The 19373-nt window shown below is 53.0% G+C and carries 12 protein-coding genes; 3 read left to right on the forward strand and 9 right to left on the reverse strand.

The window, feature by feature from the left end; all coding sequences use genetic code 11:
- Positions 1 to 39: 39 nt before the first annotated feature.
- From ACTG3Z_RS09925 to ACTG3Z_RS09955, 7 genes are all read right to left on the reverse strand, one after another.
- A complete protein-coding gene (locus ACTG3Z_RS09925) occupies positions 40 to 9987 on the reverse strand; it encodes a Hint domain-containing protein (protein WP_439142898.1) in 9948 nt (3315 codons plus the stop codon).
- 470 nt (positions 9988 to 10457) lie between these two features.
- Positions 10458 to 11408, reverse strand: a complete 951-nt coding sequence (locus tag ACTG3Z_RS09930; protein ID WP_439142899.1) for an MBL fold metallo-hydrolase — start codon at positions 11406 to 11408, stop codon at positions 10458 to 10460.
- A 12-nt stretch (positions 11409 to 11420) separates the two neighbouring features.
- Positions 11421 to 12677 carry a fumarylacetoacetase gene (gene fahA / locus ACTG3Z_RS09935; RefSeq protein ID WP_439142901.1) on the reverse strand — a complete coding sequence of 419 codons (1257 nt, stop codon included), beginning with the start codon at positions 12675 to 12677 and terminating at the stop codon, positions 11421 to 11423.
- Between the two features lie 101 nt (positions 12678 to 12778).
- On the reverse strand, positions 12779 to 14140 hold the full coding sequence (gene hmgA / locus ACTG3Z_RS09940; protein WP_439142903.1) for a homogentisate 1,2-dioxygenase: 1362 nt from the start codon (positions 14138 to 14140) through the stop codon (positions 12779 to 12781).
- 102 nt (positions 14141 to 14242) lie between these two features.
- Entirely contained in the window at positions 14243 to 15052 is an 810-nt protein-coding gene (locus tag ACTG3Z_RS09945) for a division plane positioning ATPase MipZ (protein WP_439142905.1), read from the reverse strand.
- 103 nt (positions 15053 to 15155) lie between these two features.
- Entirely contained in the window at positions 15156 to 15821 is a 666-nt protein-coding gene (locus ACTG3Z_RS09950; RefSeq protein WP_439142906.1) for a DUF1045 domain-containing protein, read from the reverse strand.
- Positions 15814 to 16695, reverse strand: coding sequence for a DMT family transporter (locus ACTG3Z_RS09955; RefSeq protein ID WP_439142908.1), 882 nt, complete (start codon positions 16693 to 16695; stop codon positions 15814 to 15816). Before ACTG3Z_RS09955 ends, ACTG3Z_RS09950 begins: the two co-directional genes overlap by 8 nt.
- Before the next feature lie 263 nt (positions 16696 to 16958).
- Between ACTG3Z_RS09955 and ACTG3Z_RS09960 the strand changes: the two genes are divergently transcribed.
- The 3 genes from ACTG3Z_RS09960 (at position 16959) to ACTG3Z_RS09970 (ending at position 18671) form a co-directional block, all read left to right on the forward strand.
- The gene (locus ACTG3Z_RS09960; protein ID WP_439142909.1) at positions 16959 to 17447 is read left to right on the forward strand and encodes a twin-arginine translocation pathway signal; all 489 of its coding nucleotides are present in this window, start codon (positions 16959 to 16961) and stop codon (positions 17445 to 17447) included.
- Positions 17448 to 17528: 81 nt separating this feature from the next.
- The gene (locus ACTG3Z_RS09965; RefSeq protein ID WP_439142910.1) at positions 17529 to 18047 is read left to right on the forward strand and encodes a ferric reductase-like transmembrane domain-containing protein; all 519 of its coding nucleotides are present in this window, start codon (positions 17529 to 17531) and stop codon (positions 18045 to 18047) included.
- 81 nt (positions 18048 to 18128) lie between these two features.
- Entirely contained in the window at positions 18129 to 18671 is a 543-nt protein-coding gene (locus ACTG3Z_RS09970) for an NYN domain-containing protein (RefSeq protein WP_439142912.1), read from the forward strand.
- 61 nt (positions 18672 to 18732) lie between these two features.
- On the opposite strand, the gene rpmE is transcribed toward ACTG3Z_RS09970, so the two are convergent.
- Together rpmE and rplS are read right to left on the reverse strand one after the other, a co-directional pair.
- A complete protein-coding gene (gene rpmE / locus ACTG3Z_RS09975; protein ID WP_009830561.1) occupies positions 18733 to 18954 on the reverse strand; it encodes a 50S ribosomal protein L31 in 222 nt (73 codons plus the stop codon).
- Between the two features lie 11 nt (positions 18955 to 18965).
- Complete coding sequence (gene rplS / locus ACTG3Z_RS09980; RefSeq protein WP_375265968.1) at positions 18966 to 19340, reverse strand: 50S ribosomal protein L19; 375 nt, start codon at positions 19338 to 19340, stop codon at positions 18966 to 18968.
- Positions 19341 to 19373: the final 33 nt, after the last annotated feature.

Genomic DNA, 19373 nt, shown 5'->3' on the forward strand with positions numbered 1-19373 from the left:
TAGGCCCTGCAACTTTGCAGTTCAGAGCCTATTTTACGTTTAGAAGTTCATCAAAGCACGCGCTTCGTTTGCACGCAGGCTTGTGCGAGCGCTTTGTCCATAACTTGTCAGATCACGGCGCATCTCCGGGAATAAAGCGAACAGTTCTTCACGAGCGCGCGGTGCCAGACAATCAACGCCAAAGGACCCTGGGTGGAAGCTTTCTGTCGCAATGCCTTGGGCAAAGATGATCTCATGTTGTTCGAACATGATGTGAATATAGGTCACCATTTCAACGCTCTCGCGGGTCACGCTATGACCATCAAGAAGATGAATAGCAGGAACCAAAACTTCGTTTTCACCAAAGAGAAGCTCTGCTTCATACCCTTTGAACAACATACGGTGCTGTGGCGACACAAGCAGGTCATCGCTTGCCCCTGCAAACACGCTCTTGTCAAAGCGGATAGGTGCGAATTTGTCTGTTGCTGGTACCGTCGTCTTGCCGATCCAGCGCACCTTTTGCACGCCATTGTCCTGCGTGACAACGCTATCGCCAATCTTGAGATCTTCGATCATGCGTCCACCATAAGGTGTCGCGATCTCGGTTCCAGGAACGAAACAAATGATGCTTTCGATGTTGAAGAAGTTTACAACCGTTCCGTCAAGCAATGTTACATTGCCAGAAAGACCGCCATTTACATCATCTGGATCAATGATGTTGATAGTGTTTCCACCGTGCAAACCATTCAGTGCAAGCGTGTCACCATTGGTTTCACCGCCTTCGCCACCGGTAATCGTAATCGTGTCGGTGTCGAGTTCGCCAAGGTCAACAAGGTTGAAGAAATCATCACCGTCGCCGCCTGTGACTGTATCGCCTTGCGCAACGTTGATCGTGTCATCGCCATCGCCACCAACAAGGCTGTCGCCGTCAACACCACCTGAAAGCGTATCGTTGCCAATGCCACCTTCGAGCGTATCAACACCGGATCCACCGATGAGATTGTCGTTACCATGATCGCCCAAGATCGAGTCGTTGCCAATGCCACCGTCAACCGTGTCGTCGTCAAGCCCACCATCCAGAACATCGTCACCAGCGTCGCCTGTGATGGAGTCGCCGTCGTCCATGCCGAAGATGGTGTCGTTGCCCTCGCCACCGCTGATCGTATCAAGGCTATTGGCCGTCAATAGATCGGTCTCATCCGCAATGTTGAGCGGAGCCGCATCGCCAGAAACGTCGTCACCATAGATCAGGTCGCCACCATCACCGCCATCTAGGCTGTCGTTGCCCTCGCCGCCTGTGATCGTGTCGCTTCCGATGCCACCATCAACCGTGTCATCGTCAAAACCAGCGTCGATCGAGTCTGCGCCATCACCGCCAGCGACGCTGTCGTCATCATCGCCCGTAAGGATCGTGTCGTTACCAATGCCACCGTCGACCGTGTCTTGATCGTTTGTTGCGTCGCTATCGCCAGTGAAAGCCCCAGGATATCCTTGATCCGGCGCACCCGTTCCGAGCGAAGTGCGTGTGTTGATGAAGTCATCACCACTGCCACCATCGACGCTGTCGCTGCCCTCGAATCCAAGCAAGCTGTCGTCGCCATCACCACCCAAAATGGTGTCGTCGCCTTCTTCACCGCGAATTGTGTCCGCGCCAATGCCGCCTTCAATGCTATCATTGCCGAGACCAGCGTTGACGTTGTCATCGCCGAGACCAGCAATGATTGTATCATCGCCGCCGCCCGCGCTGATGCTGTCATCATCGCCTGTGTAGCCCGCAAGATGTGCATCGCCATTGTCAACGAAATCACCATCTGGATCGCCCGTGTAGTTCTCATCGATGAGCTCACCGACACCCGAACCTGTCACCACGCCATCAGAAATAGGAATGCCGAGGGCCGCGAGCTGTAGATCAGATGTGACCGTTGCCGGATCAACACCAAGAAGGGTGATCGCCTCACCATTCGGGAAGGTCAGGATCGCATCGCCCGTGCCATCACCATTCGTGTCGGAAACCGTCACATCAAAAGTGTTGACCGGATTGCCATCCAAGTCTGTCATGCCAGAAACATCAAGTTGATCGGCACCTGTAAAGGTCCCATCACCGTTATCGGCAGGGGGTACGAAGCCTTCTACAACATCTAGGCCAGAACCGTCCGCGAGGGTGATCGTGTCTTCCCCACTCGACAGAATGATCGTTTCGATATCAGCAAAGCTAGCTGTGGACGTGCCATCAGCAAATGTACCGTCTTCAGGGTTCGCGCTGCTCAGATCAACAGTCAGACCTGTTGTGACGTCGCTCAGATCAAGCGTGTCCCCATTGGTTTCTAGATCAGAACCGCCGAATATATCATCATTTCCAAAGTCATTGGTGATGATGAAAGTATCATCGCCAAATCCGCCTTCCATGGTGTCAGCACCAATACCGCCTTTAAGCGTGTCGTCGCCAAAGCTGCCAAGCAAGCTGTCATCGCCAGCGCCGCCATCAATGCTGTCGTTGTCGTCACCACCATTCAGCGTATCGTTGCCAATACCGCCCTCAAGCGTATCAACGCCGAGGCCACCTTCGATAACGTCATCACCACCATCGCCCATAAGGCTGTCAGCGCCTGCTTGGCCAAATAGGCTATCATTGTCTGCGCCACCTGAAATCGTGTCGGCATCATCGCCGCCAAAGACAGTGTCGTCCCCAGCACCAGCATCAACGCTATCCGCACCTTCGTCACCAAAGATGCTATCGTTTCCAGCACCAGACAGGACTGTGTCGTCGCCTGCACCGGCTTCTACGATGTCATCATCAGACCCGTTCTCAGCGTCGCCTGCATCGATGATGTCGCCCTCTGGGTCACCCAGATATGCAGCATCAATCAACTCGCCAACGCCCGTGCCTTCGACGATGAAATCGGCCAAAGGTATACCAATCGCCGCCAAAGCTTCAGGAACGGGGAACGCGCTTGGAAGCACGCCAACCAGCGTCAGCGTTTCACCGCCGGGGAAGGTCAGAATCGTGTCGCCTGTTCCATCGCCATTGGTGTCACTGATATCGACATCACCCGTGTTTACGGGCGCGCCGTTGCCGTCGATCATGTTGCTGACATCGAGCTGATCCAAACCAACCCAAGAACCGTCCCCTGCGAGGAAAGGTGCTGCAAAGCCGGAAACGATATCGTCGCCAGATCCGTTGTCGAGCGTCAGGATATCTGTGCCAGAGCTAAGTTGTATGTTTTCAATCTCGCTGAAGGTCACTGTGCCAGTGCCGTCAGTGACGGTACCTGCTTCGGCGTCAACGCCAGTAAGATCGTAGGTCAACGCACCGCCAACACCGCTCATATCAAGCGTATCGCCAGCCGCATCATCAATCTCGCCACCAACAATGGTGTCACTGCCAAAGTCATCCTCAAGCGCGAAGACATCAGAGCCATCGCCACCAAGCAGCTCATCGTCACCGACTTGACCGTTTAACGTGTCATTGCCTGCGCCGCCAACCAAGCTGTCGTCACCAAATCCACCGACAAGATTGTCAGCGCCAGCTTCGCCGTCAAGCGTGTCGGCACCTGCACCACCTTCAAGCGTGTCGTTACCTATGCCACCTTCGACGCTATCGTTACCTGCATTCGCGATGACGCTATCGTCACCTGCACCTGCACGAATAAAGTCATCATCACCAGTTGCACCGGGCAGTTGCGCATCGTTGTTGTCGACGCGGTCAAAGTTGGGATCGCCGGTGTAGTTGACATCAATCGTGTCATTGCCAGCGGTGCCATCAACATACCCGTCTGGACCCTCAGGAATACCCATTGCAATCAGTTGTGCCGGGCTAGAAACATCCGCCGCGGGCACGCCAACAAGTGTTAGGGTTTCGCCATTCGGGAAAGTCAGAACAGCGTTGCCGCCAACCTCTGTGACTGTGACATTGCCCGTGTGCGTCGCGTTGCTGTCAAAATCGAGCAAACCACTGACATCTAGCTGATCGTTGCCAGAGTATGTCCCGCCACCTGTATCTGTAGGTGCAGAAAAGCCGGAAACTGTGTTCGATCCGCCAAAAGTACCAAGCGTCAGCGTATCAGTGCCCGCACCGAGAATGATGTTCTCAATATCGACATAGGTGCCTGTGTTGGTGCCGTCAGTAAAGCTACCTGCTTCTGGATTGGGATTGGTCAGATCCCATGTTAGATCACTGACAACATTCGACACATCCATCGTGTCGCCAAGTGTTTCAGCATCTTCTTCGCCCTCAATCGTGTAGTCACCAAAGTTGGCATCCACAACAATGCTGTCGTCACCAAAACCACCCCAAAGCGTGTCATCACCGGTGCCACCGATGATCGTATCATCGCCAAAGCTGCCTCGCAGGAAGTCATTACCAGCACCGCCAACGATAGAGTCATCACCAATGTCGCCATTGACCCAGTCATCACCATCACCAAGAAGAATTGTGTCGTTTCCTGTACCACCTTCAACAGTGTCGTTGCCGGAGCCTGCAATGATGCTGTCATCATCTTCATTGCCGTAGAGTTCGTCGTCGCCTTCTTCACCGTAGATGGTATCTTCGCCAATCCCGCCAAAAATCGTGTCGTCATTCGTGAGTGCCGTCTCCTGCAAAGACACTTCATCGAAATTTAGAACGCCGAATTGACCAGAGGACAAAGTGTCATCTTCAAGAAGACTGAGTGAGATCGTTTCAATGTTTGTTGTTGGTGTGAACGTGATCGAGACGATTTCCGTGCCACCGGAATTAATCGTAGTCGTGACAGAGGCAGTGCCCAAAAGAACAGAGCCAGCCGGTGTCGATGAACCATCCACACCCGTAACGCCAGCGGTCGGATTGCCCCAAACCTCGATCTCTACGCTGCCACCTAAGGGATCTGAGGTGGTGGTACCCGAATAGACACCTGCTGCAGCATTAACAGTGAGTGTGTATTCAGTGCCTGCCTGGAGGGGTGCCGCAAGGTCTTGCGAAATACCTTCTTTGTACCCCGTGCTACCGTACACTAAAGAAACAAAGTTGTCGCCATCTGTCGGTGCGGAAGGGGCGGCATAGCCGCCTTCTTCGTTCAAGTCAGAAGTGCCTGTGTTCCAGGAATTCCAGTCTGACAAAAGGTTAACTTGCCCAAACGCAGTCGGTGTCGCGCTTTCGAACGAGCCGTCTGCGATCAATTCGGCCGCGTCAGGTCCCGGTGTGCCGTCACCGCCGTAAATTTCGTCAGCGCCGTCGCCGCCATCAATGCTGTCGTTGCCGGATCCGCCGTAGATGGTGTCTAAGCCGCCTTCACCGAAGATGGAATCTTCGCCCGCGTCACCTTCAACAGAGTCGTTGCCCGCGCCCGCAGTAATGCTGTCATCGTTGTCGCTCTCAAGGCTATCGCCTGCATCAACCATGTCGCCTTGCGGATCGCCGGTATAACCGGCGTCAATGGTGTCATCGCCGCCTGTACCTTCAACGATATAGTTGAGCGGATCGACAAAGGTGAATGAATCCAGATCATAGGTGCCGCCACCTGAAAAATCAGACAAATCGCCGGAATCTGGTGTGTCTGAGATATTGGTAATCTCAAGCGATGTGACGGTGTCACCCTCAATATTGTTCTGGTAATCGCCAACGAAGAATTCACCGTTTTCTAACTGATAACCAATTGCCGTTGTCGTCCCAGTTGAGCCATCGATGAACGTAAGCTCAAGCGTTACAATGACGATTTCATCAATCGGGCTGGACACGCCATCGACCGTCAGGTTTTCGCCCGGATTCATGTGGTTTGCTTCAAAGCGCGCGTCACCATCCAAGTCGAGGTAGTCGAATGTTACAATATTCGCGTTCGCGGCTGCACCAGATAGGGTTGTCCCGATGATTGGGGCGGTGCTGCCCTCATATCCGCTCGACCCTTCGTCGGTATCAAGCTCTGCAAAATTCCCAAAGGAGATAAGCTGGGAAACGTTTGTGTATTGCACTGGTACCGCAGGAATACCCATCGCAACCAGTTGCTCATCACTCGTTACGTCCGCAGGATCAACACCAAACAATGTGATGCTTTCGCCGTTGGGAAAGCTCAGGATTGCGTCGCCTGTACCATCCCCATTTGTATCCGAGACGGTCACATCATCCACATTAACCGGCTCGCCAGTGAGGTCTGTTAAGCCTGTGACATCAACTTGGTCATTGCCGCTGAAGGAACCGCCACCAAGATCAGTTGGGGTCTCAAACCCTTCGATTGAATCGTTGCCAAAACCATCAACCAGAACAAGCGTATCATCGTCACCGTCCGTTGCAGAGAAATCCTGCGTTTGACCCATCGCAATGATGTCGTCGCCGATACCACCTTGGATCGTATCGGCGCCTTCGCCACCATCAAGAATCTGCTGAACCGACGATAACGATGCATCAATCGTGTCAGAGCCTTGACCCCCTAAAAAGTGCTCAATCTCGGTAAATTCTATCGAACCAGATGCGCCGGTGACGTCACCAGACTCATCGCCATCAAAGACAACGTTCAAGCCTTCGACGCTATTGTGGGCATCAATCTTGTCACCGCTATTCGTTACAGCCGTGTCATTCAGCTCGCCGCCGACAATCGTGTCGTCGCCTGTGAGCGTCGTGTAGTCAAATGTTTCAAGCCCTTCACCACCAACAACGGAATCGTTGCCCGCGCTGTCAAAGATGGTGTCGTTGCCATCGCCTGCATCAATCGTGTCGTCACCTAGACCTGCGTCAATGACGTCAGCACCTGCGCCAGCTTGCACGGAATCCGCGTTGGAGCTGTCAGAATGATCCAGATTATCGATCTGATCGCCCTCAGGGTCACCCACATAAGAGGCGTCAATCGTATCGGCACCACTGCCTCCCTCGACAATGAAATTTGGTAGCGCGGGGGGAATGCCGATAGCCACCAAAGCTTCAGGGGTGTTCAAATCAGACGTCGCGACGCCCATAAGCGTTATGCTCTCGCCGCCCGGGAACGAAAGAATGGCATTACCGGAACCATCCGCAGTAACTGTGACGTCGTTTACGTCTACAGGTGTCGTGCCACCATCAGACGTCAGGGCCGACACGTCGAGTTGATCAACCGCTGTTGTGTCACCTGAATCAGATAGATCGAAACCAGTTACAGTGTCATCACCGCCGCCATCCGCGAGCGTAAGTGTGTCACGGCCAGAGCCGAGGGTAATGTTTTCAATCTCTTGAAAACTTGCTGTGCCTGTTCCGTCCGAAACTGTACCCGTTTCAGCGTTGGCATTGCTCAGATCAATCGTCAGATCATCTGTGATAGCGCTCAGGTCAAGTGTGTCGCCAGTGGTTTCGCCTGTTTCACCACCAAAGATAGTGTCATTGCCAAAATCATTTTCCAGCTCGATGCTATCGTCGCCGGCGCCACCATAAATCGTATCGTTGCCGATCCCGCCATCGATGATATCAGCATCGCTTCCTGCGAAAATGGCGTCATTGCCAGAGCCGCCGTCAATCGAGTTGTTGCCGCTGGAAACGTAGATTTCATCCGCACCGGCACCGCCGAGCAATGTGTCGTTGCCATCATCGCCGATAATCGTGTCCGCGCCCGCGCCACCATCAATGCTGTCCGAGCCGCTATCGCCGTCAAGACTGTCGCCGCCGCCTGTGCCAGTGATGACATCATCGCCACCAAAGCCCCAAACTGACGTACCCTCGGTCGTCGCAGCCGCTCCATTGAACGTGTCGGCACCTGCGGTCAGCTCAAAGGCCTCTATACCAGTGAATTCGCCGTCATCACCGTCATCATCCAGGAACGTACCTGCTTCGTTGCCGGTCAAGGTAATTGTCAGGGTGTCATTTGCGCTGGTACCTGTCAGCGTGTCAGCGTCGTTACCGCCTTCGCCACCTGAAATCGTATCGCCACTTGATATTCCTATCGCAATTCGGTCAGCGTCATCTCCGCCGTCAATAACGTTGTTAAAGCCATTGCTTTCAATCGTGTCATCGCCCGCTCCGCCAAGAACAGTATTGTTGCCTGCGCCTGCGCCGATGTTGTCATTTCCGTCACCCGCAATGATACTGTCGTCACCCGAACCTGTGCTGAGCGTATCGTCGCCTAAGCCACCATCAATCGTTACATTTGCGCTTGAGTTGTCGCCGTCGAAATCATCGGCCTGATCGGTGAGAACAAAGCTCTCAATTTGTTCGAAGTTGGCGGTGCCTTCGGTTGATGTCACTGCACCAGTTTCGTTGCCCGAGAGGAAAACGTTAACGCCGTCGTTGGTAACACCAGACGCGTCCAATATATCGATGTCGAGGCCGTCAAGATCCTCTCCGCCGACAATACTGTCACCCAAGTAGCCGTCGTTGAGTAAAATCGTGTCGTTGCCGGTGCCACCAAGGACAGTGTCGTTGCTTAGACCGCCATCCAAAAGGTCATCGTCTGCGCCACCATCAATAACATCGGTACCGGACCCACCAAAGATGGTATCGTCGTCCGCGCCTGTGAGAATGACCAGATCATCGGCGGCTGCTGATGCGTTATAGGAATCATTACCGCCGTCAGAATTGAAAACCTCAATATTTTGGAAGGTTGAGCCATTGTCAGTCGAACCGCTATTGTCTGCGTTGAATACGACTGTCTCGCCGAAAGCGCCAAAAGTGGCGTCTAACAAATCTATGTCCGTGCCACCGTCGAGCACGTCTGAGTCCGACAATTCTAGCGTGTCATTACCAGCGCCGCCTAGAACGGTGTCACTTCCTGGGCCTGGGCGCAGCAAATCGTTTCCATCGCCACCTTCGATAAAGTCGTCACCCGACCCCGCGAGGACCGTATCGCTGCCAGTTCCTGCATCAATCGTGTCATCACCGTTACCCGCCGCGATCTCGTCATTGCCGGCACCCGCGCGAATGCTGTCCGCGTCTGATCCGTCGCTGTGATCTAGGTTGTCGATGCGATCCCCTTGGGGGTCACCGACATATGTCGCATCAATTGTGTCGTCGCCAAAAGTGCCTTCAACAATGAAGTCACTGGCAACGTCCGCTTCTGTATTGATTGTGACGAATCCAATATCAGAGCTACCTGCACCGTCCACAACGCGATACGTGAAGGCTTCGCTGCCAATATCACCATCGTTTTCGATGGTGAGCGTGCCATCGGCGTTTAATGTAATCGTTTCGCCTGTTGGCAAAACAACATTCCCACCGGATGCGATGGGATTACCGTTGATCTCTGTGATCGTTAAACCAGCGCCGTTGGTATCAATATCATTATCGAGCACATCGACAGTGACAGCCGTGTTCGGCTCCATTGCGACAGTGTCTTCAAACGCGAGCGCAATTGTTTGAACAGAATTTGCTGCAATTAAAACGTTGGAATCCAGCGCACCATCGCCGCCATCACCCAAAGCGATTTTAATGGTGTTGGTTCCTGCAGGATTAACGGGTGCTTTGATAGATAGAACAACTGTACTGCCATCCATCTCAGAATTATAAGTGTCCGCGGTCTCCGGGTTGTCCATGTAAAGGTTGGATGATGACGTGTTGTTGATCGTATCGATCGACACCAAGTCATTAGTGGCAGGTGTGAAGGGTGCGTAGGTTCCGTTGATCCAAACACCAAAAGCATCGTTTACACCGCTGTTCACATACTCGAGATATTCTTCCGAGGAAAAGGTGAACTGCATCGTGATGAAGTTACCAGTTGTGGTAAAGTCCGCCTCTAATACGACAGCATCAAACGTGGTTTGGCCACTAACGATATCGAGATCGGTGTCGCCGGCACCAGTATGATTTGTAGATGTTCCAGCGCTGATATTTGTATCTGTTGAAATGCCGTCACCGGCATTCGTAAACGCAGCGACGTCACCTGTTGATAGAATTACGCCTGTATCCGCAACTGAGAGATCTCCAAGCGTCGCGTCGCCGCCAGAAAATGTTCCCGATTGCGTACCTACACCTGAAATCGCTGCAGTTCCGGTAACGATGGTGACACCGTTTCCGAAAATGGTCTGCATGAGCGTATCGGCGGAGGCCGTGTTATCAATCGTCAGTGCTGATGCGATAGGCATAGATCGTATTCCTTGGTCGTTGGAATGCGCCTTGCCGTAGTGACCCTGCTCGTGTGTCTATGCCGTTGCAGCTGTTTTCAGGCATTCTGAAGACAGCGACACGTCCAACACTCAGCAACAGGTCTTACACAACAAAGACACATCCCACATCTCAAACATGAGATGCGTTCAAGGATGGGTATCCATCAGCACTGTGTGCAAACTGTGGTAGATCAAGGTCGAATTAGGGAATTGTTCACCGAATTGGTCACAATGCCGCCCAAATGTGGCACGCGGCATGGAACGCGTTTTTATGCTGAATGAGGTTGGTTATGTGTGCCGGCAAAACAAAGAAGTCATTGCGCAATCGTATCAGCGATGCGCTTTTCTTCCAGCGCGCGGTGCGACAGAAGAAAAGCGTCAGAGGTTTTTAAATGCTAGTACAGCAATAGTGATGGCTTTCATCACGCGCTGTAAAAGCATCAAGGGTGTTAGCCTTGCAGCGCGTCCCACATTTCCAGATCGCGTTTGTCTGTCCAGATGCGAGGATGCAAAATGCCACGTGCTTCGTCATAAGCGCGCGCAACGTTGAACGGCAGGCAATGCTCATAAATTGCGTAATCCTTGAACTTTGGATCACACTCGGCACGCACTGCGTCCCACGCTTCTTTCAGCGAACCACCACGCGCCGCAACACGTGCGGCAGGCGCATAGGTGCTATCAACGAAGTCCCGCGTGCTTTCAATCGCGCTTGCAACGGCGTCTTTGCCCACAAGTGCGCCGCCCCGACCCGGCGCAATCGCGTCCACGTCATAGGCGATGATATTGTCTAGCGTTTGACCCCAATCGCCAAAGTAGCCGTCACCGCAATAGCAGGCAGAGTGGTCTTCAACGACATCACCTGTGAACATCACGTTCTCATCCGGAACATGGATCACAGCATCCCCCGCAGTATGCGCGCGGCCAATCTGTTTGATGTCAACGCGGCGCTTGCCGAGGTAAACAGTCATGCTGTCGCTGAATGTTGTCGTTGGGTAGGTCAGGCCCGGAATGCTTTCATGTCCTTCAAAGAGACGTGGGAAGCGCTGGAATTCGCTGTCCCAATCTTCCTGACCACGCTCTTCCACCATACCGCGCGCGATGTCGGACATGATGATTTGATCAGCGCCATAGGCAGACGCACCCAGCACGCGCACAGCATGGTAATGCGTGAGTACAAGATGGCTGATCGGCTTGTCTGTGACAGAACGGACTTTCTCGATGACCTTTTCTGCCAGACGGGGAGTCGCCTGCGCCTCAACGATCATCACAGACTCATCGCCGATGATAACGCCAGAGTTTGGATCGCCTTCTGCTGTAAACGCCCAAAGATCTTTGCCCACCTCGTCGAAAGTGATTTTCTTTTCGGTCATGTCGCCTTGCGATGCGAATGCTTTTGCCATGTTGTTCGTCCTTTACGCGGGAAATTTTGTGGAAGGTCTGATCGTGCCCATGCAGGAACCAAAACCAATGCGGTAGCCATCACCAAGGGCGGCACCATGAAGGCCAAGTGTGTCACCATCTTCAATAAATGTGCGTGTCTCATTGCCCAAAGCAATAGGGTTTTTGCCACCCCAAGACATTTCCAAAAGCGATCCGTAACTGTCAGGCGTTGGGCCGGAAATAGTGCCGGAGCCAAGCAAATCGCCCGGCGTCATCGCGCAGCCGGATGTACTGTGATGTGCCAGTTGTTGCGCAGCAGAATAATACATCTGTGTGTAGTTGGTATTACAGATCGTGTGCACATCATCGCTGCCAGCGGCTTGCATCGTGACGCTGAGCGCAATGTCAAAGAGGCCTGGTTTATCTTCTGCGAGATAAGGGAGGAGCTCTTTTTCGCGCTCAGGCGTGCTTGTACGAAACGGCTCCAGCGCGGCTTGCGTGACGATCCAGGGGCTGATCGAAGTCGCGAATGCTTTGGCTTGGAAAGGGCCAAGCGGTTGGTATTCCCAAGCCTGAATGTCGCGCGCAGACCAATCGTTTAGCAGCACATAGCCAAATATCATCTCTCCCGCTTCGGCCACACTCACAGGGTGGCCCATATGCGAGCCCGATCCGACGATCGCGCCCATCTCGAGCTCAATATCAAGCCGCTTGCAGGGTCCAAAACTTGGCATATCGGCGTCGGGTGCTTTGGTCTGGCCATTGGGTCGGATAATATCTGTGCCACTTACAACGACGGTGCTGGAGCGGCCATTGTAACCAATCGGGATGTGCAGCCAATTCGGTGGAAGCGCGTTTTCAGCGCCGCGAAACATTGTGCCCACATTTACGGCGTGTTGCTTGCCCGCGTAGAAGTCAGTGTATTCTGCGACAAGGAAAGGCATATGCATTTGCGCGTCTGCTTGTGCAACAAGGCAGCTTTCAGCGACGCCTTTGTCGTCAAAGCCCTCAGACAGAATATCGGTCAAACGACGGCGCAAAGTCGCCCAAACCTGAGAACCTGCCTCCATGACTTCGTTCCAGAACGGTACATCAAAAAGCGGCTCGTCCGTGATGTCGAGCAAACCTGCTTCTTCGGCGGCGGAGCAATCGAATATCATGTCGCCAATGGCGACGCCGCAACGTGGTTCGAGCGTGTCGGTGGAAAATACGCCGTAAGGCAGATTGTTGAGCGGGAAATCAGTTTCTGCAGAATTTGCAGACGTCACCCATGAAGTTTGCAGCGTCATATTTAATCCTTTTGGCGGTGGTGCGTGCGATAGCACGGCACTCTACGGGAGCGAATGAATGTAGGGCGCCGTGCTAGTGCACGCGCCCATCGAGCGTTGATCTACTTCTTACCGGGGGTGCCGTCGAACTTCTTTTCGATGTCGTCCCAGCAGTCGATGTAGTCATCTTGAAGGGGTGCTTCATGAGCGGCGAAGCTTGTCAGATGTTGCGGGAAGCGGGTCTCGAACATGAAGGACATGGTATTGTCCAGCTTTTGCGGTTGCAGCTCCGCGTTGGACGCACCCTCAAAGGCATTTTTATCAGGTCCATGCGGGAGCATCATGTTGTGAAGGCTCATACCGCCGGGAATAAACCCTTTTGGTTTCGCATCATATTGACCGTAAATATTGCCCATCAACTCGGACATAATGTTCTTATGGTACCAAGGTGGGCGAAACGTGTCTTCGGCCACCATCCAACGCTCACGAAAGAGCACAAAGTCGATGTTTGCAGTGCCTTCCACGCCAGAAGGCGCGGTGAGAACAGTGAAAATCGATGGATCAGGGTGATCGAACAGGATGGAACCAACAGGACAATAGGTTGTTAGATCGTATTTGCAGGGCGCATAATTACCGTGCCACGCGACGACATCCAATGGCGAATGCCCGATCTTAGTTTCGTGAAACTGACCGCACCATTTTATCGTAACAGTGGATGGTGTTTCGCGATCCTCAAACGCCGCAACGGGTGTTTTAAAATCACGACGGTTCGCCATGCAATTCGCGCCAATCGGCCCGCGGCCGGGCAGATCGAATTTCTGGCCATAATTTTCGCAAACAAAGCCGCGGGCAGGGCCGCTGAGAACTTCTACACGGTAGAGCAATCCGCGGGGAATAATTGCAATTTCTTGCGGCGCAACATCTATCACGCCCAATTCGGTGACAAAGCGCAAATGCCCTTCTTGCGGGACAACCAACAGCTCGGAGTCAGCGGAGTAGAAATAGCTGTCTACCATGCTCTGCGTCACCAAATAGATGTGGCTTGCCATGCCGACCTGCGTGTTCACATCACCCGCAGTTGTCATCGTACGCATACCTGTGAGCCACGTAAGATCTGCATCTGTATGTGGGACTGGGTCCCAGCGGTACTGACCCAGACTTACCACATCGGGATCTACATGCGGTGCAGATTTCCAATAGGGCAGGTCAATCTTAGCGTAGCGGTGGGAATGTTTCACAGAAGGGCGGATGCGATAACACCATGTACGTTCGTTCTGATGGCTGGGGGCTGTGAATGCGGTGCCGCTCAGTTGCTCGCCATACAGACCGTAATTTACCTTTTGCGGGCTGTTCATGCCTTGTGGCAATGCACCTGGCAGCGCTTCTGTTTCAAAGTCATTCCCAAAGCCTGGCATGTAGCCGGGGTGCGTGCCCATCGGGGTTGCAGCTTGGGTGAGCGGGGTCGGACTGACGTGGCGATTCATCTGTGGCTCCTGTGTTCAGGTTGCCCTGTAGATATTAGTTGGTTTTGTAACTAACAACATCCAAAACGCGTTTGTTTGGAATTCAAATGATGAAAACGAGCCTTAAAAGTCGATGGTGACGCCCGGTAGGTTCAGCGCTTTCATCAGATCACGCAGTTCCTGACGCGCGGCGACATTAGAGATGTTCATCTGTTTCACGCCAACCTCTTTGAGATCAAGCAACGTCAAACCGCGTGGAAACAGTTCGCGGAAAATAACACGCTCATTGAAACCCGGCGCAACGCGAAACCCAATGCGTTTCGCCAGTTGCTCAATCGCGGCTTCCATCTTTTGCTTGTTCACCATGTTCTGCGCACCCATGCGATTGCGAAGCACGATCCAATCAATCGGCGGCAGTTTCGCTTGCGCGCGCAATTGGCGGGCGTTCCAAACCATTTCGGAATAGACCGAAGGCCCTTCGATCTTAACGCCATCTGTATCTGTATGCGCGAGCAGGTCGAAATCCACAAAGCTGTCATTAAGCGGTGTCACCAATGTATCTGCAAGTGAATGCGCCACTTGGCTCAAGCGGGTATGCGAGCCAGGGCAATCGATCACAATGAAATCGCAATCAGGCTCCAGCGTGGCGACAGCTGCAGAAAGACGGTGATCGTAGACGTTCTCACCAGGGCGTAGGTTGGCTTGGTCGATCTCTGGTAACTCACGGTAATCAGGGCAGGGCAGTTCAACGCCTTGTTTCTTCAAGAACGCTTTGCGATTGGCGACATAACGCCCGAACGTTTTCTGACGTAGGTCCAAATCCAATACGCCAACCTTATGGCCCATGCGAGAAAGAGCTGTGGCCACATGCATTGAGACAGTGGATTTACCCGCACCGCCCTTTTCGTTTCCGACAACAATAATATGCGCCATCTTTAGGATTCCCCACTTCGGTATTGATCTCGAATTAGAGCATGCGTCTCTTAAGGGGAAGAGGGCGTGCGCGGCTATTTGGAAACAGACGCATTGCAGTCACTTAATGCTGCGATGCGTGCGACATTGGCGCGCGAACAATTTGCTCAAAGAAACCATCCGTGCGCTGCCCTGCCACTGTAAGGTGCGTCATATGAAATGGTCGGGGTAAAAGGGGCGTGAAGATATCTGTAACTTCATCGCGGACGAGCTGTGCGCGTGTATCGTTTAAAGGTGCCGTTAGGGTCGCATGAAACTGAAATTGCTCCATCACATGAGGGTATCCCCAGCGCTCTACATTCGCGAGTTGAGCAGCGTTCAAACGTCCATTAAGCCGTCTTGTGCGCTCTTGTTCTGTCAGCGGCGCACGAAAGGCATCTAGCTCACGTACGACCGTGCCCGCTAATGCCATAAGGGCTGTCGTGTCCCCTTCAGCTGTTAGTGCAAGGAAGCGACCAATGCTTTGGATTTGTAGCCCTTCAAGCGTGATCGGCGTTAATTTTGTGCACAAGCGAAAAAACGCATCTCGCAGTTCAGCCTCGCTCCGGTCTTGTGCCAATTGAAACGGCGCTTTTAGCGTTGCGTGAAACCCGTATTTGCGAGGTCTTTTGGTTTCTTCTCTGGCATCCCTAATCGCCGTAGCGCGAACGATATCCCAGCCCAGCCAATCCGCTCCAGCCGCACCAAGCGCGCCATCAAAGGTGTAGTAAACCGCATAGCGCTCAAACATCACGTTTCTTTCGTGTTGCGAGATAAACACCAAGCGAAGCAACAGCGAGGCCGAGCCACGCGAGCGGTGGCATTACTTCACCCAGCAAAACCCACGCGACCATCGCGGCCAGTGGCGGAACCAAAAAGAACAATGCTGAGTCGCGGCTGACATCCCCTGCACGGATCATCGCAAGCAACAGGCCAACAGCAATCACCGAATTGCCAATCACCAGATAGGCGAGCGCAGCGATGAACGGGCTAGTCCATTCCACTTCAAAGCTGTCTTGCAACGCAAGTGCAGGCAGAATGCCAATAAAACCTGCCGTGTATCCGATCAGGTTTGAGGTGACAGGATGATGATTCAAACCAAACCGTTTCTCCCAAAGTGAACCGCTGGTGATACCCAACAGTGCAAGTGTGGAAAAGGTGAGGCCCAAAAGCGTGGGTGGTTCGATTTCTGTACGCGCGTTGATCACGAGAAGTGTGCCGCATAAACCTAGGGCAAGACCGATCCAGGTGCGTCGTGATACAATCTCGCTTGTCCAAAGGGGGGCAACCAGCGCAACCAGAATAGGTTGAAATGACATGAAAAGTGCAAGCGTTCCAGCTCCGACGCCTGAATTAAAGGCGTAGTAGTTCATGCCAAAGTAAACCGCTTGAAGCAGAAAACCGACAAAGGCCAGATGCCCCCATTCAGCGCGTGTTTGGGGCAAGGGGGGTCTTATGATCAAATACAAAATAATCATAATGACGATGACGCAGCCAAACCGCAGCGCGAGCAAGGTCATGGGGTCGGTGTAGAGTAAGCTGATCTTGGCAACAGAGTAGCCCACGGACCAAAGCCCGAGGAAAATGAACGGCGCAAGAATGAGCCAAAGGGGACGTTGGGGCATAGCAGTGTTACTCAAGATAAGCCAGGTTATGTAGCTGTTCCAGTCCTGCGCTGATAGTGCCGATATGTCCAGTATTTGCGAAGGAATACCGCTACACTTGCGGAGCGATGGCTTGGACCTTGCCTTTTTAGCTTTACCTACACAGTCACGCATCTGTGTTGGTCTTTGGGCCGTCTTTATCATGCATCGCGTGGGGTTGAGTAGAAAGGCGCTCTATCCAGTGCTATCTTTCGTTTTGACCGTGAACATCGAAAGGCGCAAAAATGACCTTGATACATCCAAATCGTAGAACTCTATTGACCGCCACTGGGGCGGCACTGGTGACTGGTGTTTCGGGCTTTCGCGTTCCCGCTCAGGCAAAGACGCTTGCGCCAAGCAAAACGATGCGCGGCGGTTCGAACAATTATCGCCCGGATGCACCTATCGTCGATAAGATTGGTGGCGGTGGTTTCTGGATGAGCGGCACCGTGCGCCGCGCCGGTGACGGTGCTCCGCTTGCGGGTCAGCGCATTCAGATTTGGGCGCATACGACAGAAGGCCATGAACGCGATCAACGCTCTCACGGCGCGACGTTGAGCGACGAAAATGGGGTGTTTCGGTTAGAAATGCCACAAATCGTTCCTGCGTTTGGGCAAGCGCATGGGCACTTGGCCTACGATAGCGCAGATTTCAAAACTGTGTTTTTGCGCCCTGTAATGGAGCGCTCGAGCGACACCAGCCTAGAAGCGCATTTCGTGCTTGAGCCTGCTTAGGTTTTGCACGCCAATCGTACCAGATCGCTTTTAGTTTGGAGCGCGCTGATTATCGCGCTTGTGCTGCCAGTCGTACTCGCGATGAACAGTCCGCTTTTGGCTTGGCGGGATCCAATCTACATCTTAGCGGGAATTTCTGGCGTGCTCGGCCTATGTGTTTTACTGCTTCAACCCCTCCTGGCGAGCGCAGCGCTGCCACATGTTACTGTGCGAACAGGACGACGCCTGCATCGTTGGCTGGGTGCCGCGCTTACGATCTTTGTTGTCCTTCATGTTGCTGCTCTTTGGATTACCAGCCCACCGGACGTTGTGGACGCTTTGCTTTTGCGGTCACCGACGCCCTTTTCACTTTGGGGTGTCATCGCTATGTGGGCGCTGTTGGGGACAGCTGTGCTGGCTTTGGCGCGTCGCAGGTTTCGTTTTTCACTACGCCAATGGCAGATGGCGCATAGCGCTTTCGTGGTTGTAATCGTGGCAGGCAGCATTTTGCATGCACTGTTAATTGATGGAACTATGGAAAGCGCTTCCAAAGCTTTGCTTTGTATTCTGGTATTGGTTACGACGGCGTTTGGCCTGCGTCGAACTTTTAGAAGTCGGTAATAAAGCACGATTTGAGCTTATTTTCTCCAAAGCTTTAGGTGGTCAAAGTTTGTTCGTTGTAATCTAAATAACAGGCACCTTATGAAAACGCCTTTGATATTGTTTCTTTTTTCCCTGATCCTCTGCGCTGCTGGGCTAATCTTGAGGGCATGGTCAGATCTACTTCTTCTTGGAGTTCCCTGCGCGTTTGCGAGCCTTTGGTTGCTTTGGCGAAAATGGCGAAAGGCAAAATGGATCATCGTCGACGGGTCGAATGTTATGTATTGGCGCGATCAAACGCCTCGAATAGAACCGCTTCGTGACGTGATCCGAGAATTGCAGGCGAAAAAATATATTGTTGGCGTAATGTTCGATGCCAACGCGGGCTATTTACTCCGCAATGAATATCTACATCACCGGGCTATGAGCAAACTCGTGAAGCTTCCGGCTGCGCAGGTGATGGTTGTTCCCAAAGGAAAACCAGCTGATCCATTTATTCTTAAGGCCGCGCGTGACTACGGCGCGCGCATCGTGAGCAATGACAAGTTCCGCGATTGGGTTGACGATTTTCCAGAAGTCGCCAATGGAGGCAATCTTGTCAAAGGGTGCTATCGCACCGGTGTGTTAGAACTGGAATTGACCTAAACGAAAAACGCCGCTCCCCAAAGGAACGGCGTTTCTGCGATCTCGAAGTAAGTAGCTAAGCTTAGAAGCCAAGACCTTCGTATTTCTTCTTAAACTTGGAAACACGTCCGCCAGCATCCATCAAGCGTGTGCCGCCACCAGTCCATGCAGGGTGCGCAGACGGGTCGATGTCGAGCGCGAGCTGGTCGCCCTCTTTGCCATATGTGGATTTCATCTGGTGGATCGTACCATCGGTCATCTTCACATTGATGATGTGGTAGTCTGGGTGAATATCGTTTTTCATGTGCGCTCTCCTTAGCCCTTGAGTGGCTTGTAAGTTGTATCTTCAGCGATACGTGCGGACTTACCGCGACGTGAGCGCAGATAGTACAGCTTGGCGCGACGAACGCGGCCACGGCGCACAACTGTGATGCTGTCGACGTTTGTGGAATGCAGTGGGAACACACGTTCCACGCCTTCACCAAAGGAAATCTTGCGAACTGTGAAAGAACCGGCGATGCCTTTGCCGTTCTTGCGCGCGATGCACACGCCTTCATAGTTCTGAACGCGAGAGCGCGTGCCCTCGGTTACTTTATAGCCAACACGAATTGTGTCTCCGGCTTTGAAATCAGGAATATCATTCCCAAGTGCGGCGACCTGTTCGGCCTCCAATTGTGCGATAAGATCCATGTCTCATCTCCTATGTATGCTCACGGTTTTCCC

This window comes from Planktotalea sp. (assembly GCF_965659345.1).
Lineage (GTDB): Bacteria > Pseudomonadota > Alphaproteobacteria > Rhodobacterales > Rhodobacteraceae > Planktotalea.